The organism is Vibrio sp. NFR (assembly GCF_027587095.1).
GTDB classification, from domain to species: Bacteria; Pseudomonadota; Gammaproteobacteria; order Enterobacterales; family Vibrionaceae; genus Vibrio; species Vibrio harveyi.
This window is the reverse complement of the sequence record NZ_JAPPTN010000006.1, coordinates 304,209-322,391: the sequence shown is the minus strand read 5'-3', so window position 1 is coordinate 322,391 and position 18,183 is coordinate 304,209. Positions and strand designations below refer to the sequence as shown.

The 18,183-nt window shown below is 45.3% G+C and carries 18 protein-coding genes; 12 read left to right on the top strand and 6 right to left on the bottom strand.

The features are described 5' to 3' along the window. Positions 1-58 precede the first annotated feature (58 nt). From OH463_RS14225 to OH463_RS14200, 6 genes are all read left to right on the top strand, one after another. Complete coding sequence (locus OH463_RS14225) at positions 59-1,048, top strand: ketoacyl-ACP synthase III (RefSeq protein WP_026138228.1); 990 nt, start codon at positions 59-61, stop codon at positions 1,046-1,048. Continuing rightward, the gene (locus tag OH463_RS14220) at positions 1,045-2,031 is read left to right on the top strand and encodes an NAD-dependent epimerase/dehydratase family protein (protein WP_269991513.1); all 987 of its coding nucleotides are present in this window, start codon (positions 1,045-1,047) and stop codon (positions 2,029-2,031) included. Before OH463_RS14225 ends, OH463_RS14220 begins: the two co-directional genes overlap by 4 nt. After that, positions 2,000-2,863 carry an MBL fold metallo-hydrolase gene (locus tag OH463_RS14215; RefSeq protein ID WP_269991512.1) on the top strand — a complete coding sequence of 288 codons (864 nt, stop codon included), beginning with the start codon at positions 2,000-2,002 and terminating at the stop codon, positions 2,861-2,863. The genes OH463_RS14220 and OH463_RS14215 overlap by 32 nt, the downstream gene beginning before the upstream one ends. Next, the gene (locus OH463_RS14210) at positions 2,851-4,119 is read left to right on the top strand and encodes a F390 synthetase-related protein (protein ID WP_269991511.1); all 1,269 of its coding nucleotides are present in this window, start codon (positions 2,851-2,853) and stop codon (positions 4,117-4,119) included. Before OH463_RS14215 ends, OH463_RS14210 begins: the two co-directional genes overlap by 13 nt. Beyond that, on the top strand, positions 4,107-5,219 hold the full coding sequence (locus OH463_RS14205) for an ATP-grasp domain-containing protein (protein WP_269991510.1): 1,113 nt from the start codon (positions 4,107-4,109) through the stop codon (positions 5,217-5,219). The genes OH463_RS14210 and OH463_RS14205 overlap by 13 nt, the downstream gene beginning before the upstream one ends. Positions 5,220-5,414: 195 nt before the next feature. Then, positions 5,415-6,140, top strand: coding sequence for a MipA/OmpV family protein (locus OH463_RS14200; RefSeq protein WP_017817744.1), 726 nt, complete (start codon positions 5,415-5,417; stop codon positions 6,138-6,140). A gap of 56 nt (positions 6,141-6,196) precedes the next feature. Here OH463_RS14200 and OH463_RS14195 read toward each other — a convergent pair whose 3' ends face one another. From OH463_RS14195 to OH463_RS14185, 3 genes are all read right to left on the bottom strand, one after another. Beyond that, positions 6,197-7,783: an AbgT family transporter gene (locus OH463_RS14195; RefSeq protein WP_005446209.1), complete on the bottom strand. Its 1,587-nt coding sequence runs from the start codon at positions 7,781-7,783 to the stop codon at positions 6,197-6,199. A 228-nt stretch (positions 7,784-8,011) separates the two neighbouring features. Next, positions 8,012-8,137, bottom strand: a complete 126-nt coding sequence (ykgO, locus tag OH463_RS14190) for a type B 50S ribosomal protein L36 (RefSeq protein WP_004744821.1) — start codon at positions 8,135-8,137, stop codon at positions 8,012-8,014. Positions 8,138-8,140: 3 nt separating this feature from the next. Beyond that, positions 8,141-8,401, bottom strand: a complete 261-nt coding sequence (locus OH463_RS14185; protein ID WP_005446212.1) for a type B 50S ribosomal protein L31 — start codon at positions 8,399-8,401, stop codon at positions 8,141-8,143. Positions 8,402-8,523: 122 nt separating this feature from the next. Here OH463_RS14185 and tsaA point away from each other — a divergent pair, with 122 nt between their 5' ends. From tsaA to OH463_RS14160, 5 genes are all read left to right on the top strand, one after another. Further along, complete coding sequence (gene tsaA, locus OH463_RS14180) at positions 8,524-9,219, top strand: tRNA (N6-threonylcarbamoyladenosine(37)-N6)-methyltransferase TrmO (RefSeq protein ID WP_009698652.1); 696 nt, start codon at positions 8,524-8,526, stop codon at positions 9,217-9,219. Between the two features lie 111 nt (positions 9,220-9,330). Then, positions 9,331-11,046, top strand: a complete 1,716-nt coding sequence (locus OH463_RS14175) for a proline--tRNA ligase (RefSeq protein WP_269991509.1) — start codon at positions 9,331-9,333, stop codon at positions 11,044-11,046. A 171-nt stretch (positions 11,047-11,217) separates the two neighbouring features. Continuing rightward, a complete protein-coding gene (locus tag OH463_RS14170; protein ID WP_005446219.1) occupies positions 11,218-11,886 on the top strand; it encodes a tellurite resistance TerB family protein in 669 nt (222 codons plus the stop codon). 113 nt (positions 11,887-11,999) lie between these two features. Beyond that, positions 12,000-12,206, top strand: coding sequence for a YaeP family protein (locus OH463_RS14165; RefSeq protein ID WP_005446221.1), 207 nt, complete (start codon positions 12,000-12,002; stop codon positions 12,204-12,206). Beyond that, on the top strand, positions 12,206-12,397 hold the full coding sequence (locus tag OH463_RS14160) for a DUF4250 domain-containing protein (protein WP_009698654.1): 192 nt from the start codon (positions 12,206-12,208) through the stop codon (positions 12,395-12,397). Before OH463_RS14165 ends, OH463_RS14160 begins: the two co-directional genes overlap by 1 nt. Before the next feature lie 93 nt (positions 12,398-12,490). Here OH463_RS14160 and OH463_RS14155 read toward each other — a convergent pair whose 3' ends face one another. Continuing rightward, a complete protein-coding gene (locus tag OH463_RS14155) occupies positions 12,491-13,855 on the bottom strand; it encodes a sodium-dependent transporter (RefSeq protein WP_005446225.1) in 1,365 nt (454 codons plus the stop codon). 370 nt (positions 13,856-14,225) lie between these two features. Here OH463_RS14155 and OH463_RS14150 point away from each other — a divergent pair, with 370 nt between their 5' ends. After that, positions 14,226-16,766 carry an Ig-like domain-containing protein gene (locus OH463_RS14150; RefSeq protein ID WP_269991508.1) on the top strand — a complete coding sequence of 847 codons (2,541 nt, stop codon included), beginning with the start codon at positions 14,226-14,228 and terminating at the stop codon, positions 16,764-16,766. A 77-nt stretch (positions 16,767-16,843) separates the two neighbouring features. Here the strand turns inward: OH463_RS14150 and OH463_RS14145 are convergent, their stop codons facing one another. Both OH463_RS14145 and OH463_RS14140 read right to left on the bottom strand, forming a co-directional pair. Beyond that, on the bottom strand, positions 16,844-17,587 hold the full coding sequence (locus OH463_RS14145; RefSeq protein ID WP_009698656.1) for a YggN family protein: 744 nt from the start codon (positions 17,585-17,587) through the stop codon (positions 16,844-16,846). Between the two features lie 60 nt (positions 17,588-17,647). Continuing rightward, positions 17,648-18,127: a GreA/GreB family elongation factor gene (locus tag OH463_RS14140; protein ID WP_005446230.1), complete on the bottom strand. Its 480-nt coding sequence runs from the start codon at positions 18,125-18,127 to the stop codon at positions 17,648-17,650. Positions 18,128-18,183: the final 56 nt, after the last annotated feature.

Here is an 18,183-nt window from a genome sequence, read left to right as displayed (position 1 = left end):
ACCCAATATGCAACTTAAATTATTTTGAACGGCGTTTTTAATAACTTTGTAGAAAATAATGGGCTTTAATATCCTTTCCAGTGGAAGCTATCTGCCAGTCAATCAATGGTCAGATCGGGAGATGGATCGCTTCCTAAAATTACCCTCAGGGACTTGTCGAAACAAATTTGATGTTGAATATCGTCATGTAGCCAGCACGAAAGAAACCGCTGTATATATGGCAATGCAAGCGATAATGCAATGTCTCGGCAACACACACTCGCTAAGTTCTGTTGACCTCCTTATTTATGCCAGTGGCACACATCATCAGGCTTTACCTTATGATGCTTCAGCAGTTTTAGCTGCATTAGACGCCCCGACATCGCTAGAAAGTTTTGATTTAAACAGTACCTGTTTGTCTTTTCTCTCAGCTCTCAATCTTGCTCAGAACCTTTTCATAGCAAAACGCTACCAACGTATTATTATTGTCACCAGTGAGCTCGCTACGGGCATCACACTGAATCGCAGCTTCACACTCAAACCTGAAGTTGCGACCTTATTTGCCGATGGTGCAGCAGCGTTTTTACTAGAGCAAACAGAGAATGAAGGGCTGATCACAAGCCACTTTGAAACGCATCACGCTGGGTATTCATTCTGTCAAATTAAGGGGGGAGGCAGTCATATCAACCCGCATACTTCAGAGCATCAAGCCTATTTGAAAAACTGCCAATTTGAGATGGAAGGCAAAGCACTGTTTAAACATGTGCGCAAAACTTTGCCAGCGTTTCTTGAAAAAGGCTTTGGCTCCTCTCCAGTCACTCTTCGCGATATTGACTACTTTCTTCCACACCAAGCAAGTGCTCACGGTTTAAAGAAGTTACCCTCACTTGTCGGTTTACCGAAAGAGAAAACCGTTAATCACTTTTCTACTTTGGGTAACCAAGTCGCTGCGTCACTGCCGATAAATTTGCACTGGCTACGCAACCAACCAGGCACACAAGGGAAACATGTGTTATTGGCGGGCACTGCTGCTGGGCTCTCGTTGGGGATGGGCGTACTTAAATTATGAGAATATTAGTCACAGGTGGCAGTGGTATGCTGGGCAGTGCGATTCTACGAATGTTTCACCAGCAAGATGAACTGCACTTTACTGCGCGAAATACTGTCATCGCAAAACAACTCACAGACCAACTCAATGTCACACCGCATTTAATCAATTTAGAGGATAAATCAGCGGTTCATGACGTATGCCAAGGTATGGATGGGATCATCCATTGCGCTGCACTCTCAAGCCCTTGGGGTAAGTGGGAAGCATTTTATCAATCCAATGTAGATGCCACAAAAAACCTTATCTGCGCAGCGAATGCACATCAGGTACCACGTTTTATCCATATCTCCTCCACCAGCGTCTATTTTGACCACAAAGACAGATGGAACATCCGAGAAACAGACGATATTGCTTCGCGTTGGTGTAATGATTACGCGCACACTAAATACTTATCTGAACTTGAAGCCATACAAGGGCACAGCAAAACAATCATTTTAAGACCTCGTGGTATTTTCGGTCCGAACGATCGCGCGATTATCCCAAGGGTACTTAAAGCGATAAAAAACGACACACTACTTCTGCCATCCGGGCGAAATCCGGTTGTTGATCTGACTTATGTCGATAATGTTGCCCATGCTGCCATGCTTGCTTGTTCTAAAGCGGAACAACTTCAACATGGTGACATCTTCAATATATCCAATAATGAGCCAATGCCGATTGAGACCGTGCTAAGAGCTTTATGTGAAGCATTGGACATAAACGTTAAATTAACATCACTCCCATACCGCTTTGTGTTGCCGTTATTAAAACTCAGTGAGCAAATACGGATGCGCTTACCACACCAACCGGAGCCAAAGCTCACTTCATACAGCGCAGGGCTATTTAACTATCACCAAACTCTAGATATCAGTAAGGCGCAACAAAAGCTGAATTACCAACCACTTTTTTCAGTTCAAGAAGGAATCCAACAGTATGCAGACTGGTCTAAAAATAAAAATCTTTGAGGCTGGGCACTGCGTACACCCTGGTTTTGTCGTCAAGCCCGGCTCTGGGTTAAAACCAAGATCGTTTCCAGCGGCTGTCGCGTTAATTCAACACCCAACTCAAGGTAACATTCTGTTTGACACGGGGTATCACGAGCATTTTTTTCGTGCCACTCGCCCCTTCCCTGAACGCTTTTATGCTTGGACAACCCCATGTCACTATCAAAAAGAGCACGGAATTGTGGCTCAGTTAGCAAAAGAGAAAATCGGACCTCATGAGATTGAACACTTGGTTCTTTCTCATTTCCATGCCGATCACATCGCTGCCGTGTCTGAGTTTGCGCACTCTCAACTACATTGCCAACAAAAAGGAGTGGACGCCCTAACTAAGAGTGGTCGAGTGGGAGGCGTAAAAAAAGGATACCTAAAAGCGCTACTCCCTCAACAACTCGAATCCAACTTGGTCATGCACCGTGATTTTTCCATACCAATTGGTGAAATCCTTCCCCATTGCCAAGGCGTTGCTCTGCTTTGTAAAGATATGTTCAACGACGGCTTAATTTATATGGTGAGTTTACCCGGGCATGCAGCTGGTCAAGTAGGGCTTTTAGCGAAGAGAGAGCAAGGTTGGCTGTTCTTATTAGCAGATGCCTGTTGGTTAATCGAGAGCTTGAGTGAAAACATCGATCAACATTGGCTCGCGAACATGCTTTGCGATGATACCCAAGCTTACAAACAAACACTCTCTGAGTTGAGAAATTGCTACCAGAATACCCATCACTTTGTGCGCTTTGTGCCTTCTCATTGCCAAGCGACAATCCAGCAGTTAATTACAGAAGGATGGATAGTGTGAGAACTTTTCTCTCTGAGTTTTGGCGTACACGCTACCGCCCTTTTAGCTCAAGAACACATGTTGAAAAGTGGCAACAAAAACAGATAACACAACATCTGGATTGGGTGTGTCGTCATTCTCCTTATTATCATTCATTTCAAGGAGCGTCACTCTGTGATTTCCCAATCATGAATAAGCAAACCATGATGGAAAATCTTTCTGAGTTAAACACAAAAGGTTTGGATGCAAACTCATTAATGCAACAGGCGTTAGAGGCAGAACAATCACGTAATTTCGCAGCTTCAAAAGTTGGCAATGTAACTGTTGGATTGTCTTCGGGCACCTCTGGTATGCGTGGATTGTTCCTCGCGGATAAACAAGAAACGCAACTCTGGGCAGGCAACATTTTGGGTCGCCTCTTACCCGGCTTGTGGGGAAAACATCGAATTGCTCTTGCCCTGCGAGCCAACAGCCCGTTGTATAAATCCGTAGCAAAAGGTCCTGTTACGTTCTTTTATGCTGATTTAAACAAACCTTACCAAGAGTGGATAAAGGAACTAGATGAGTTTCAACCCACGCTTTTGGTTGGTAGCGCTCAAGCCCTTCAACTCTGTGCTCAATTCAGTGGTCAGTTTGGTCAGCCAGCGATCCAGCCAAAGCGGATCATTTCTGGAGCAGAGGTGCTAACCGAGAGCGACCGTCACTATATTTCTCAAAAATTCGATAGTGAATTGCATGAAGTCTATCAATGTACTGAAGGTTTTCTTGCGTGCACGGACCAACAAGGACAAATGCGATGGAATCAAGATATTGTCTATATTGAAAAACATTGGCTAAACGCTGAACGCACTCATTACAGCCCTATAATCACTGATTTTCGTCGTAAAACTCAGCCAATTATTCGCTACCAGCTTGACGATATCATTGAGAGCAAACAGGACGACGGCGTATTTGAACCACTCGGAGCCATTGCCGGGCGATGTGGCGACTGCCTAACATTGAACGCAAGCCAAGTACCAGTGTCGGTGCTGCCTGATCTTATTTACCGATCCATCACTTTAGAAATTCAGGATCGTGTCGATTACCGAATCACCCAAACCGGAGCGCAAGCTATTCAAATCGAGGCGGATGTTTACCACCACCCGAGCATTTATCGAGCCCTAGTAAAACTGTTTGATCAACTAAAGCTTGATCCAGTCACATTCAATTATCGCTCCGCTCCAATTTGGACTCCGATGAACAAACAACGACGAGTGGTGAATACATGCGGATTTTAATCACTGGCGCCCGAGCCCCCGTCGCATTAGAGTGGGCAGCAATGTGTATGAACCATGGACACGATGTCGTTCTCACTGATTCATTAGCACAACCTCTGGGGGCGTTTTTACGAGGCATTGAGCATTACGTAAAAACGGCTTCACCTCGATTTTCGTTTCCTACTTACCAGCAACAGATCCTCAATTTACTAACTCAGCAGCGCATTGATATGGTGATACCGACTTGTGAAGAAGTGTACTATTTGGCACACATCGCCCAACAGTGTCCGAGAGTCCATTTTTTTCTACCCAATTCGACATTACTGCGCTCACTGCACAACAAGTTTACCGTCTTTGACCAACTTCGAGATTTACCCGAGATTTTCCTACCTAAAACTCGTTTGGTTACCGATAAACATGACATTGAGATTGATGCTGGCTCAGTACTCAAACCGGTTTACTCTCGATTCGGCGGTGAAGTGATACGAGATATTACCCGTCAGTCTATTTCCACTCTCACGATGTCGACTCAACACCCTTGGGTACAGCAAGAAAAAATCCACGGAGCACCTATTTGCAACTACGCGATTTTTGAACATGGTCAAATGAGAGCGCACCAAGCTTATTTACCCAAAAACTGCGTAAATGGCTCTGCCGCTAGTGCATTTCAACCAGTATTTGATGATCGATTAGATGCATTTATGACTGCTTTTGGACACCGGCATCGCTACCATGGTCAAGTTTCATTCGATTTTATCAAGACAAACAATAAGTTATATATAATCGAGTGCAACCCAAGAGCCACTAGTGGTTTACACCTGCTCTCACCGCAATGTATTCAATTGTTTCCCGAACTTGCGTTCTCTTTTCCTACAAAACCGCAGTTACACCATCTAGGTGCGGTTTCGCTCATCGCACAAGGCTTATTATCTCTCTTTAAAACAAATACTTGGCGGGGTTGGCTATCTGGCGTCAACGTAATGCAGCAACACAACTTACCGATCAGGAGCCAAATGTTAAGCGTTTTTGAACTGCTTCAATTAGCAAGGAAGAACAAAGTGAAATTGGCTGCGGCTTCGACTGTTGATATAGAGTGGAATGGTGAAGAATTGCCTTCATAATGTCTTTCCATCAAAACAGGTTATCAAGTGAGGAAATGGTCTCGCCAGTTCAAACGAAGAAGTGAGGCACGCTCTTCAGTTGACTCCTTATCAAACGTCAAGCAACACCTACTTCTCCGTTGTAATAATTCACCAATGAAATATAAATCCGAAAACTCCGTTCTCTGTAGTTATAACAAGAATGGAGTTTTATTTATGAATGCACGGATCGTCCTTCCCCTATCATTACTTTTTGTCTCTGCCACTTCACTTGCCAATCAAGAATCTTTTGGCATTGTGGGAGGCAGCGTTACCTATGGCGAAAACGTCTTTTCCGTCAAAGACAAGCCTCAGTTTGGTGCCACCCCTAACTTGTTCTATTCCGGTCCTATCGGTTTTGTCGATGGTAGCTTAGCAAACTGGCAAGCGTTACCTTATGTGGGGCTATCAGCAAACTGGCGCTTCGCGGAAGTCTCCGATACGTTTGCCGATCTGCCAAACGGTATTGACGATCGTGATGGGAATGGTGAACTTGGTATTACTTTAGGCACTGTTGGCGCGAGATTGACTTATCTGCATGATGTCACCTCAGAACATAATGGCTACGAAGTTCAACTGCATCTCGGTCGAACGCTAGAAACTTGGTTACCACCGTTTACCCTCACCCCCTTTCTAGAAGTCGATTACCGAGATAAAAAACTCTCTAACCATCTGTACAGTGTTTCAGCACAAGAAGCGGCAGCATCAGGACTAAAAGAATTTAAGGCCGATTCTACTTTTGTTTATCAAGCCGGAGTTATTGGTTTGTATGAGTTCACACCATCTTGGATAGGCATTACAAAGGCTGAATTCATTCATCATGATAGTGAGAGTCCTTTGATTCAGCGTGATGTCGGTTGGTCATTTGAACTCGGGCTGACGTATCGTTTTGCAGGGCTATAAGTAGACAAAAGCCTGCGATAAACGCAGGCTTTGATTGAGCTGAGTGAAGCTTCTAGTTAAGGCGTGTAGTACGTTGCCGCACCTGGACCTACTGGTAGACCGAATACGAATACCCATAGGTAGAATAGAACGCTCCAGCCAACAATGAAGACAATTGAGTAAGGTAGCATGGTCGCAATCAGCGTACCGATACCTAAGTTCTTCATGTAGCGTGTGGCTACCGCGAGGATAAGACCGAAGTAGCTCATCATCGGTGTAATGATGTTCGTTGTTGAGTCACCAATACGGTAAGCCGCTTGAATAGTTTCAGGTGCGTAGCCCACCAGCATCAACATAGGTACGAAGATTGGCGCTGTTACTGCCCACTGTGCTGATGCCGAACCAATCATCAAGTTGATGAAGCCACACATTAGGATGAAGGCGAAGAACAACATTGGACCAGTTAGACCAATTTCCTGCAGGAAGCTTGCGCCCGCAACCGCAAATACCTGACCGAAGTTTGTCCACTTGAAGAAAGCAACAAATTGAGCGGCGAAGAATACCAAAACAATGTACATACCCATTGAAGACATTGACTTCGACATTGCATCAATCACATCGCGATCATTCTTCATAGTGCCTACAACGCGACCATAAACAAAGCCTGGTACTGCAAAGAAAACAAAGATAAACGCAACAATACTCTTTAGGAATGGAGAGCCCGCAACCGTACCTGCATCAGAACGCAGAACACCATCAGCCGGAACAATAGTCCATGCCAGTAGTGCAGAAACGACCAGTACTGCGATACCCGCCAGCTTAAGACCTTTCTTCTCTACGTCAGTCAAACCACCCATTTTATCTTGAGATAGGTCTTCTGCCGCTTCTTCATCATTGTATTTGCCAAGTTTTGGCTCAACGATTTTTTCAGTTACAAATGCGCCTGTAATCGCGATGAAGAAGGTAGAAACAAACATGAAGTACCAGTTTACTTCTGGACCAACGGTGTAAGTTGGGTCAATCATCTGCGCTGCTGTTTCAGTAATACCAGACAACAGAGGGTCAACCGTACCGATAAGTAGGTTGGCAGAATAGCCGCCAGATACACCAGCAAACGCAGCGGCTAGACCAGCAAGTGGATGACGACCTAAAGAGTGGAACAGCATCGCCGCTAGTGGAATCAGTACCACGTAGCCAAGCTCAGAAGCCGTGTTTGAAATGATACCAGCGAAAACAACCGTTACTGTAACCATGCGCTGAGATGCGCCCATTACAAGACCGCGCATTGCAGCAGAAAGTAGACCAGAATGTTCTGCAATGGCAACACCAAGCATCGCAACCAGTACGGTACCTAACGGTGCGAAGCCTACGAAGTTTTTCACTAGGTTAGTTACAATCAGTTGTAAACCTTCAGCATTTAGCAAACTTACAACTTGGATCATGCCATCTGCAGCGCGACCCGGAGCACCTTCAGGGCGAGGATCAACAACGGAAACTTCAAAGTAACCAGCAATGCCGGACATAACTAGGATTGCAAGACAGAAAATGGCGAAAAGTGTGATTGGGTGGGGTAATAGGTTCCCCAAATATTCAACTGTATCTAAGAAGCGCGTAAATAGTGGCTTCTTTGGCGAGTTTTGTTTCATTGAAGCAGATGAACTCATCTGTTCCCTCCTTGTATTTATTCCTGCGCGTTTGTGACAAAAATGTCACAAAGCTTGCGCAGGGTACTCGACACAAGGGTTAAGTGAAAGTTCAAAACGTTACAGAATGTAACGAATAGTCGAACTTATGACCTATAATCGACAAAAATATAGTTATATCACCCACATATAGATCATAAATCAGAATTATAACTCATCGCATTCCATAAATTACTACCATATTTATGGTTATTTCTGCACCGCCTTAAAACGTGGATTCGTTTTGCAAATCACGTATAAACGCCCTCTTCTTTTGACGATTTGACAATCAGGGTGGCGGTTTTTTGCACTCTTTAATGACTTAACGACTTTCATCTCTTAATCCTTATCTTTGCCAAATTGCCCAAAACGACGATTGAAGTTCGCAATACGACCTTCTGCTTGTACTACACGTTGCTTCCCGGTATAGAACGGATGAGACGCAGACGATACATCGAGTGTGAAATATGGGTAAGTTTTGCCATCTTTCCATTCAATCGTTCGGTCGGTTTGCAACGTTGAACCCACAACAAAATATTCATCTACGCTAGTATCATGAAATACCACAGGTCGATATTCAGGATGGATACCTGGTTTCATATAACTTGTCCTTTTGATTAACTGTTATGTTATAACATTTTAATTAATAATCATTCTCAACAAGAAAAGCAAGCAAAATTTGTGATACTTTGCTCTTTAAACCCCAGTTAAAGATCCTACTCATGTATTCCATTGAGCCGATTGGCATTATCGAAAGCCCTTATAAAGAGAAATTCGCCGTTCCTCGCCAGCCTCGTTTGGTACCCGCAGCACGCTCGCGCGTTAAACTACAAGGTGCGGCAAATAGCCCCGAAGCCGTGCGTGGATTAGAGCAATTTTCTCACGTATGGTTACTGTTTTTGTTTGATCAGAATTTAGAAGCAGGATGGAAGCCGACGGTACGTCCCCCTCGTTTGGGCGGAAACGAACGTATTGGCGTGTTTGCTTCACGTTCTACCTTCAGACCCAACGGTATCGGCATGTCCGCAGTGGAGGTCAAAGGTATCAGTAAGAAAGGCGACCAGATCTATTTAGATCTTGGTAACGTAGACCTAGTCGATGGCACACCAATTATCGATATTAAGCCATATATCCCTTACTCGGATTCGATTACAGAAGCACAGGGTGGTTACGCAGAAGAAGAGCCTGAAACATCTCAGGTAGACTTCTCTTCCATTGCACTGGAAACACTCGAAAAGCGTAACGATACTGGGTATGTGAAAACAGTTCTCGAGCAAGTTCTGGCACAAGATCCTCGTCCGGCTTACAAGAAAAACAAGCCTGACAGCAAGGAATATGCGGTAAATTTGTTCGATTTAAACGTCAAGTTCACGGTTAGCGATAACTTAATAACAGTTACTGCGATTGAAAGCTTTTGACAAAGGCATTTGGCTGATATTATAGGCGGCTAACAATTTTCCCCTCGTGGGACCTTCATACTCCTGCCCATTCTGGCTTGAGTATCTAACTTTAATAAACGGATAAATTTAATGCGTACCAGTAATTATCTTCTTTCTACTCTGAAGGAGACTCCAAACGACGCAGAAGTAGTGAGCCACCAGCTCATGCTACGCGCGGGTATGATCCGTAAGCTGGCTTCAGGTCTTTACACCTGGCTGCCTACTGGTCTACGTGTGCTGCGTAAAGTCGAAAACATCGTTCGTCAAGAAATCGACAATGCAGGTGCAGTCGAAACTTTGATGCCCGTTGTTCAGCCGTTTGAACTATGGGAAGAGACAGGTCGTTCTGAGAAGATGGGTCCTGAGCTACTTCGCTTTACTGACCGTCATACTCGTCCGTTTGTTCTTAGCCCTACAGCTGAAGAAGTGATCACTAGCCTTGTGCGTAACGAAGTGAGCTCTTACAAACAGCTTCCGCTAAACCTGTACCAAATCCAGACTAAATTCCGTGATGAGCGTCGCCCACGTTTCGGCGTAATGCGTGCACGTGAATTCTGCATGATGGATGCATACAGCTTCGACATCGACAAAGAAGGTCTAGAGAAATCTTACCAAGCGATGCACGATGCTTACTGTAAAGCATTCGATCGCATGGGTCTTGAGTACCGTCCAGTACTTGCTGACTCTGGCGCTATCGGTGGTAGCGGCTCTCAAGAGTTCCACGTACTTGCTGAAAGCGGCGAAGACCTAATCGCATTCTCTACTGAGTCTGATTACGCAGCGAACATTGAAAAAGCAGAAGCAGCAGCGCCTGCAGGTGATCGCGCAGAGCCAACTCAAGAGATGACACTGGTTGATACACCAAACGCGAAAACAATCGCTGAACTTGTAGAGCAGCACGGTCTACCAATCGAGAAGACGGTTAAAACTCTATTCGTGAAAGCGTCTGACGAAGTTGATGCTGACATCATCGCTCTTATCGTTCGTGGTGACCACGAGCTAAACGAAGTGAAAGCAGAAAACCTACCTCAAGTTGCTTCTCCACTAGAGATGGCATCAGAAGAGGAAATGCGTGCACTTATCGGTGCTGGCGCTGGTTCTCTAGGCCCTGTAGGTCTTAAGCTGCCATTCATCGCTGACCGCTCTGTTGCTGTAATGAGCGACTTCGGCGCGGGTGCAAACATCGACGGCAAACACTACTTCGGTATCAACTGGGGTCGTGACGTTGAACTAGGTCAAGTTGAAGATCTGCGTAACGTAGTAGAAGGCGATCCAAGCCCATGTGGTCAAGGCACGCTAATGCTTAAGCGTGGTATCGAAGTTGGTCACATCTTCCAACTAGGTAATGTTTATTCAGAAGCAATGAACTGTGGTGTTCTTGGTTCTGACGGTAAAAACGTAATCCTAGAAATGGGTTGCTATGGTATCGGTGTTTCACGTGTTGTTGCTTCTGCAATTGAGCAAAACCACGACAAATACGGCATCATTTGGCCAGACGCACTAGCGCCTTTCCAAGTAGCTATCGTTCCTATGAACATGCACAAGTCTGAAGAAGTGAAAGAAGCGGCTGAGAAGCTGTACGCTGAACTGACGGCTATGGGTATCGAAGTACTATTCGATGACCGTAAAGAGCGCCCAGGCGTAATGTTCTCTGATATGGAACTTATCGGTATTCCTCACACTATCGTGATCGGCGATCGTTCAATGAAAGAAGGCAACTTCGAGTATAAGAACCGCCGCACTGGTGAGAAAACCGCAGTTGCAATGGCAGACATCGTTGAGCACGTTAAAGCTCAACTTCAATAAGCTGCACTAAGCACATTGTGCTGAATACATAGCGATGAAAAGGGTTGGCTTCGGTCAGCCCTTTTTTACGTCTGTTTTTATGGGTATAGACCCTCTCTGATATTTGCGTTGTTAATCTTTGGTTCAGATTCATCACCTTACACTGGATTTAATCTAGTAAGGAGGTCACTCATGGATCTAAAAAGTCTTCTTAACCAAGCGCTCAAATCAGACCTACTCAAGCAAGGCGCCGATGCTCTTGGTAAACAAACTAACAATATCAAATCTTCATCGAGCTCTAACCAACTGAAAACACTTGGTGCGGGCGCAATTGGTGGCGGTCTTATCGGCATGCTAATGGGCTCTAAGAAAAGCAAAAAGATGGCGAAGAAAGTGGGCACTGGAGCTCTAAAAGTCGGTGGCGCAGCGGCGTTAGGTGCTCTGGCTTACAAAGTCTACAACGATTGGCAAGCGAAGCAGGATACGCAAGGCGTCAACGAAACCTTCGATCCTGATGACAACAAACACGCGAAACTGATCCTTAAAGCCATGATTGGTGCAGCCAAAGCTGATGGTCATGTCGATGAACAAGAAATGGCTCGTATCGAACAAGCCCTGACAGAGATGGGCGCGGACGAACACGTAAGACAACTGGTTCATCGAGAACTTCACAAGCCTCTTGATCCTGCAGAAATTGCGCGCTTGGCAACATCACCGCAACAAGCATCAGAAATTTATCTCGCGTCATTGATTGTGGCAGATGAACAAAACTTTATGGAAAAAGCCTACTTACAAGAGCTTGCGAAGCAGCTCAATCTTTCTCCAGAAGTCACACTTCAATTGGAAGCACAATTACAGTGATGAATGTTTGCTCAAGTTGTCTGTGAATTTGAGCCAAAACAATTCTCTGCTTTGAGTTTCAAAACGGCTATGTGTATATTTGAGAGCAGTTATCATTTATTAAGGATTTAGCCATGCAAGTATACGGCTGTTGTGATTTGGTTCGTGAGCTTTACGCTCAAATTGGTAGTGGCGATCAAGCTTACGTTCCTCAAGCAATCTCATGTGCAGTAAGAGCACTAAATGATGTTGCTGCTGACGAGTCTTTACCAAAAGACGTTCGTGATAAAGCAGCATTTGCTGCAGCAAACCTACTGATCTCTGATTTCGAGGATAAGTAATGAATCTAACGAACTTCGAATCCATGGATCCAATCATGCTGATGAGCATCGTCAACATGAAGCTGCGTGATGACTTTGGTGGTGATCTGGATAAGTTGGTTGCATTCTTTGATATCGACCGAGCAGCACTTGAAGCAAAACTAGCTACGGCGGGCTTTGACTTTCTGCCTGACGCTGGTCAGTTCCGTTAATCGCTAACCAATACGGACAACGTAAGCAACGAATAGAAAAAAGGGCTTGATGCATTCATCAAGCCCTTTTCTTTTGTGCTTTGCGTAAGCTGATTAGCCGAACGAAGCCCAGATAACTGTCGCGACCAGAATCGGACAAACAAACTTCACGTATGCCGGCCACAGCTTACCGAACCAACCTTGAGTGAACTCCGGACAGCCTTGCTCAAGTTCTTTAATCTTCGAGTGACGGTTCCATACCCAACCACCAAATAAACAGAACAATAGCGCCGCCATAGGCTGTAAGTATTGCGTTGCGATAGTCGCAACCATGCCAAACAGAGCACCAAAGTTAAATACGATAACCACACTAAATAGCGCAATCAGACCACCTAAAACCCAACTCGTCGTGCTACGTTTGGTGTTAAATCGCTCACCCACCAATGCCACTGGGCATTCAAGCATCGAGATAGATGATGTCAGTGCCGCAATCGTCAGTAGTAAGAAGAAGACGATTGAGAACAGTTGACCAAGCAAACCTAAGCTATCAAACATCAATGGCAGAACAGTAAATACCAGCGTATCAGAACTCAATAGCGAACCATCTTCTGCGTAGATTTGAACGCCTTTTTGCATCGCAACGAACATCGCAGGCATCACCACTAGACCCGCAATAAAGGCAACTGCGGTGTCTACCATGGTTACGTTCATTGCCATCTTCGGTAGGTTCTCTTTCTTGCTTAAGTAAGAGCCGTAAATAAGCATCGAGCAGCCACCAATGGTCAGAGAGAAGAAACCTTGTCCCATTGCTGCAAGAATAAGCTTGCGATCCCATACTTTCTCGAAATCAGGCACTAGGTAATGCTTCAAACCTTCCATCGCACCGTTTTGCGTCATGATGTAGATGAACAGCAGACCAAATAGAACAAACAGTGCAGGCATTAGTCGTGTAGACCATTTCTCAATGCCTTGCTTCACGCCGCCTTGTACGATCAAAATGGTTAATACATAAAATGTAATCGTACCAAACAAATTGCGCTCAACACTGAAGCCTTTCAACCATTGTGTTGCTGCCTCCATGCCCATAATGTCGGTAATAGCCCCCAACATAAAGCAAATCAACCAGCCGCCAACAATCGAGTAAAATGCCAAAACGGCACTTGGCACACTCAGACCAATCCAACCAACAAGACCACCAAGCTTTTTGCCTATTGGGTTGCCTGTTAGAGAGCGCATACTATCAACTGGGTTGGCTTGACCATGACGACCGATCGCCATTTCAACCACCAGCATTGGAAATGCAACGATAAGAATCATCACCAAGTAAACCAACAAGAAGGCACCACCACCGTTACTTGCTGCTTGAGTAGGAAAACCCCAAATGTTACCTAGACCCACCGCAGCACCAGCTGCCGCTAAAATGAATCCAAGGCGAGAGCCAAAATGCTCACGAGGCTGAGAAGAAGTTTGTTGTGTCATACCACTCACACAAAATATCAATGAACTAGCTGACTAGTACACTATAGCAATATCGTCTACTCAACAAGAGTGATTAGGTTAATTACTCGACAATCGGATCAATTAGCAGACATTCAGTTTGTAAATTTCCACGTACATCTCATATTCACCACGTATCCGTTTTTGTCCTTTTGATGAATTTATAAATCAGCGTGAAGTGAGCCGAAAAATAATGAGTCGGTTTGTAAAGCATGAATAGTTCAGCGTGATTTCGTGTTGAAAAGTGGAACATAACGCTTCGATTTTCTCTCCTGAGGTCTATTTATCAACTAGTTATCTAACTATATCTGTTCATGTTCTTGCGAACATCGAGTAACTCAAGGAGAGAAAAATGAAGTTCACTCTACTGCATGGTGCAGTGATAGCGACCCTTAGTGTTAGCTATCAAGCTCAAGCCTACAATTGCCAAACTTTACCTGTATGGGATAACACAACGGTTTATAACTCCGGTGACCAAGTGCAAACCAAAGGGGCTGCGTATGAAGCGGCGTACTGGACACAAGGTAATGATCCGGTAAACAATTCAGGTCCATGGGAGGCTTGGAAAGGTCTTGGTCAATGTGATGGTGGCAGTACAAACCTACCTCCTACGGTGTCCTTCTCTTCTCCCGCGAATAATGCGCAAATCCCAGAAGGCAGCGTGATCACCTTATTAGCCAATGCCGCAGATGAAGATGGTCAAGTCGCTCAAGTTGAATTTCTTGCCGGGAACCAAACCGTGGCTATTGTAACCCAATCCCCGTTTCAAGCTGACTGGACAGCATTGGAGGGGGTCTCTCAGTTAACGGCGATCGCAACCGACAATGAAGGTGCCGTAACCACAACCAATGTGTCTATCTTCGTTCAACCACAAACCGAACTACCACCGCCAGTCGTTTCTCTAACGAACCCAACAGGCACAGAAACACCAAGTGTAGGTGACACTATTTCGGTAACCGCCGATGCAGCAGACAGCGATGGTTTAGTCACCCAAGTTGAGTTCTTCATAAACAACCAATCGGTTGCCGTCGATACCACTGCACCGTACGAATACGTCTGGACTGCAGCAGTTGGAACTCATACCTTTAAAGCGCAAGCAACCGACGATTCAAACCTATCGACCATGAGTCAAGAAGTCTCACTCGTCGTCAGTGACTCCAACTCTGGTGGTTGTGCAGACGCCGTGCCTTATGTTGCCGGTAACCGCTATGAAGTCGGTACACTAGTCTCTAACCTCAACCAGAAATACCGCTGTGATGTTGCAGGTTGGTGTTCTTCTGATGCAGCCTGGGCTTATGAACCGGGTGAAGGTTTGTACTGGCAAGATGCGTGGACTGGCTTAGGAGCCTGCTCAACGCCGCCTCAAGTTGCTATTACCGCACCAAGTGAAGGTCAAGTCTTACTTGCTGGTAGCAATGTTGAGATCTCAGCAGATGCCAGTGATGCAGATGGTAACGTGAGTCAAGTTGAGTTCTTTGCTAATAGCACCAGCTTAGGCGTGGTCGCTCAAGCGCCATATTCCGTTTTATGGAATGCAACGCTAGTTGGCACAAATCAACTTAAAGCCGTTGCAACAGACAACGATAATAATATTTCCGAGTCTGTTGTTAACGTGACAGTGAGTGACCAAGACTTGGTGATTTCATTGACGTCACCGAGTGCAGGTCAAACCGTAGGTTTAGGTAAAAATCTCGTCCTAAGCGCGGATGCAACCTCATTAACCTCCGGCGTTAAACACGTCGATTTTATGGTGAACGGAGCAATTGTCGCAACAGACACGACGGCACCTTACTCGACGAACTGGACACCAGCCGCGATAGGCAACTTTACGGTAAGCGCTCAAACCACCGACCTTTCAGGCACAACAGCACTCTCTGATGCCGCTTCAATTACCGTGGTCGAGAAAACCGAGAAACGCCACAAGTTGATTGGTTACTGGCACAACTTCGTGAACGGCGCAGGCTGCCCTATCCGCTTAGCTGATATGTCTGATGCATGGGATGTGATTGATATTGCCTTTGCAGAAAATGACCGCAACAGCGATGGTACCGTACATTTCAACTTGTACTCTGGAGACATCTATAGTGATTGTCCTGCATTAGATCCAACCCAGTTCAAACAAGATATGGCTGCATTGCAAGCCAAAGGTAAGAAGTTTGTTCTATCTCTTGGTGGCGCTGAAGGTACGATTACACTGAACACCGACCAAGATGAAGCAAACTTTGTATCGAGCCTGACCGCACTGATTGCCGAATGGGGCTTCGATGGTTTGGATGTGGATCTAGAAAGTGGTTCTAACCTACTGCATGGTTCGCAAATCCAAGCGCGTTTAGGTCGAGCTTTGTTGCAAATTGAACAGAACATGGGCGGCGATATGTACCTCACCATGGCACCAGAACACCCTTACGTGCAAGGTGGCTATGTGGCTTACAGCGGCATCTGGGGCGCATACATTCCAGTGATCAATGAGACGCGCAGCACGCTCGACCTACTACACGTACAGTTGTACAACAATGGTGGTTTGCCAACCCCTTACTTACCAGGATCGGCACCAGAAGGCTCAGTGGATATGATGGTGGCGCAATCTAAGATGTTGATTGAGGGCTTTGAATTAGCAGATGGCACCATGTTTGAGCCACTGCGTGATGACCAAGTCGCGATTGGCTTGCCATCGGGACCGAGCTCAGCTAACTCTGGTCAAGCACCAACACAGAACATCCTTGATGCGTTAGATTGCTTAACCAAGGGCACTTCATGTGGCACAGTGAAACCAGCGTTCAACTACCCGAACTACGCTGGTGTGATGACATGGTCAATCAATTGGGATGAACACGATGGCTTTAACTTCTCAAAACCAGTGGGTGACAAGTTAACTCAAATGAATGCTGAATAACTCGAATAGATACTGAATAGTACCCATGTAAAAAGAGCGCCGATAATAGGCGCTCTTTGTTGTTTCTGCTTCGCAAATTAAATCGTGAAGACTTGATAGTCTTTTAGCTCTGGAATTTTCTTCAGCAGATCCTGTTCTTCACCAGCCATATCATCCAGTGATTCACACAAATCTTCCGCTTGTTTCTCTACGTCTTTCGAGTGCTCTGCTAGGCGTTCTTGTACCTTAGCTTGCAGTTCTGTCATGCTTTCAGACAGTGCAGTTAAATTCAAACCACCATCTTCTTTCATCTTGGCAGACAACGCATCAAAAGCGCTGGCTAGGAATTCTTTGTTGAAAATTTCTTGTGCCTTCTCGAAGTCCTTTGACCACGATTCTGCCATCGACTCAAAGCTGTCAGCAGGCAGAATAAAATCACCATCTTTGTAGTAACGCGCTTCCACATCTGCGAAGAAGTCCTTTATCGCGACTTTAACATTATCAAACGAGTCTGGCGCATCAAGACTGACCGCAATGTCATCAATAATGTCGTTCGCTAATGCTAAGCCATCACTTGCCAGTTGTTTTGCTTGGGGAATATAAGCATTCATCTTCTCGCGGTAATTCTCGATTGCCGCTTTCTGATCATCATCAAGCTCAATCAGTTCGCCTTTAATGAACAGGTTATTGTCTTCGTCGACAACCGCTTTTTCACCATTGGTATGTACGATTTCTAAGTTCTGACCATCCATACGAACTTCGTTGTTAATATCGACGCGACACTGGGCTGCATAGCCACTGGCGCTGATGGTCAACAATGAGAGTGTGAGCAGTTTCTTCATTACTTTCTCTTTTTTCATGATTATTCCGCTTAACTATAACAACCAACTATGGATACGATGTCAGCAAATCGTCACGACTTCATAACAATTTGTTTTATCACCAATTTTCACATCAATCTCTTCCCCTTCTTCTCTGCCAATCAAAGCACGACCAAGGGGAGATTTTGGAGTAAGTACAAATACCTCTTTGCCTTGCCATTTAACAGTCAGTCCACCAGAGCAAGGACCGATAAAAAAGGTTTTTTCAACATCGTTCTCGTCGACTAATTCCACATAAGCACCAACCGCGATACGAGCATCGACAAAGTCACGTAGGACAAGAGCACGGTACTGACGAAGCTCTTCTTCACTTTCTTGCACACGCATCGCTTGCCCGTGCGCCAGATACGAAGCTTCAAGTGCTAGGGTGTCGTACTTGTGCTCTGGCACTGTTTCTTCATCGGTCGCGGCGTCAATGGCTCTTTGTGTCGAGGCGTGAGCAACGTGCAATTTATCTTCAAGTTGTTGAATGATTATTTGGACTAAATCAGCTTTGTTCATACTTTTAGGGCGCGCGTTAGGCACTCAGGGTGTGTTAATGTAACCCAGTTTATCAT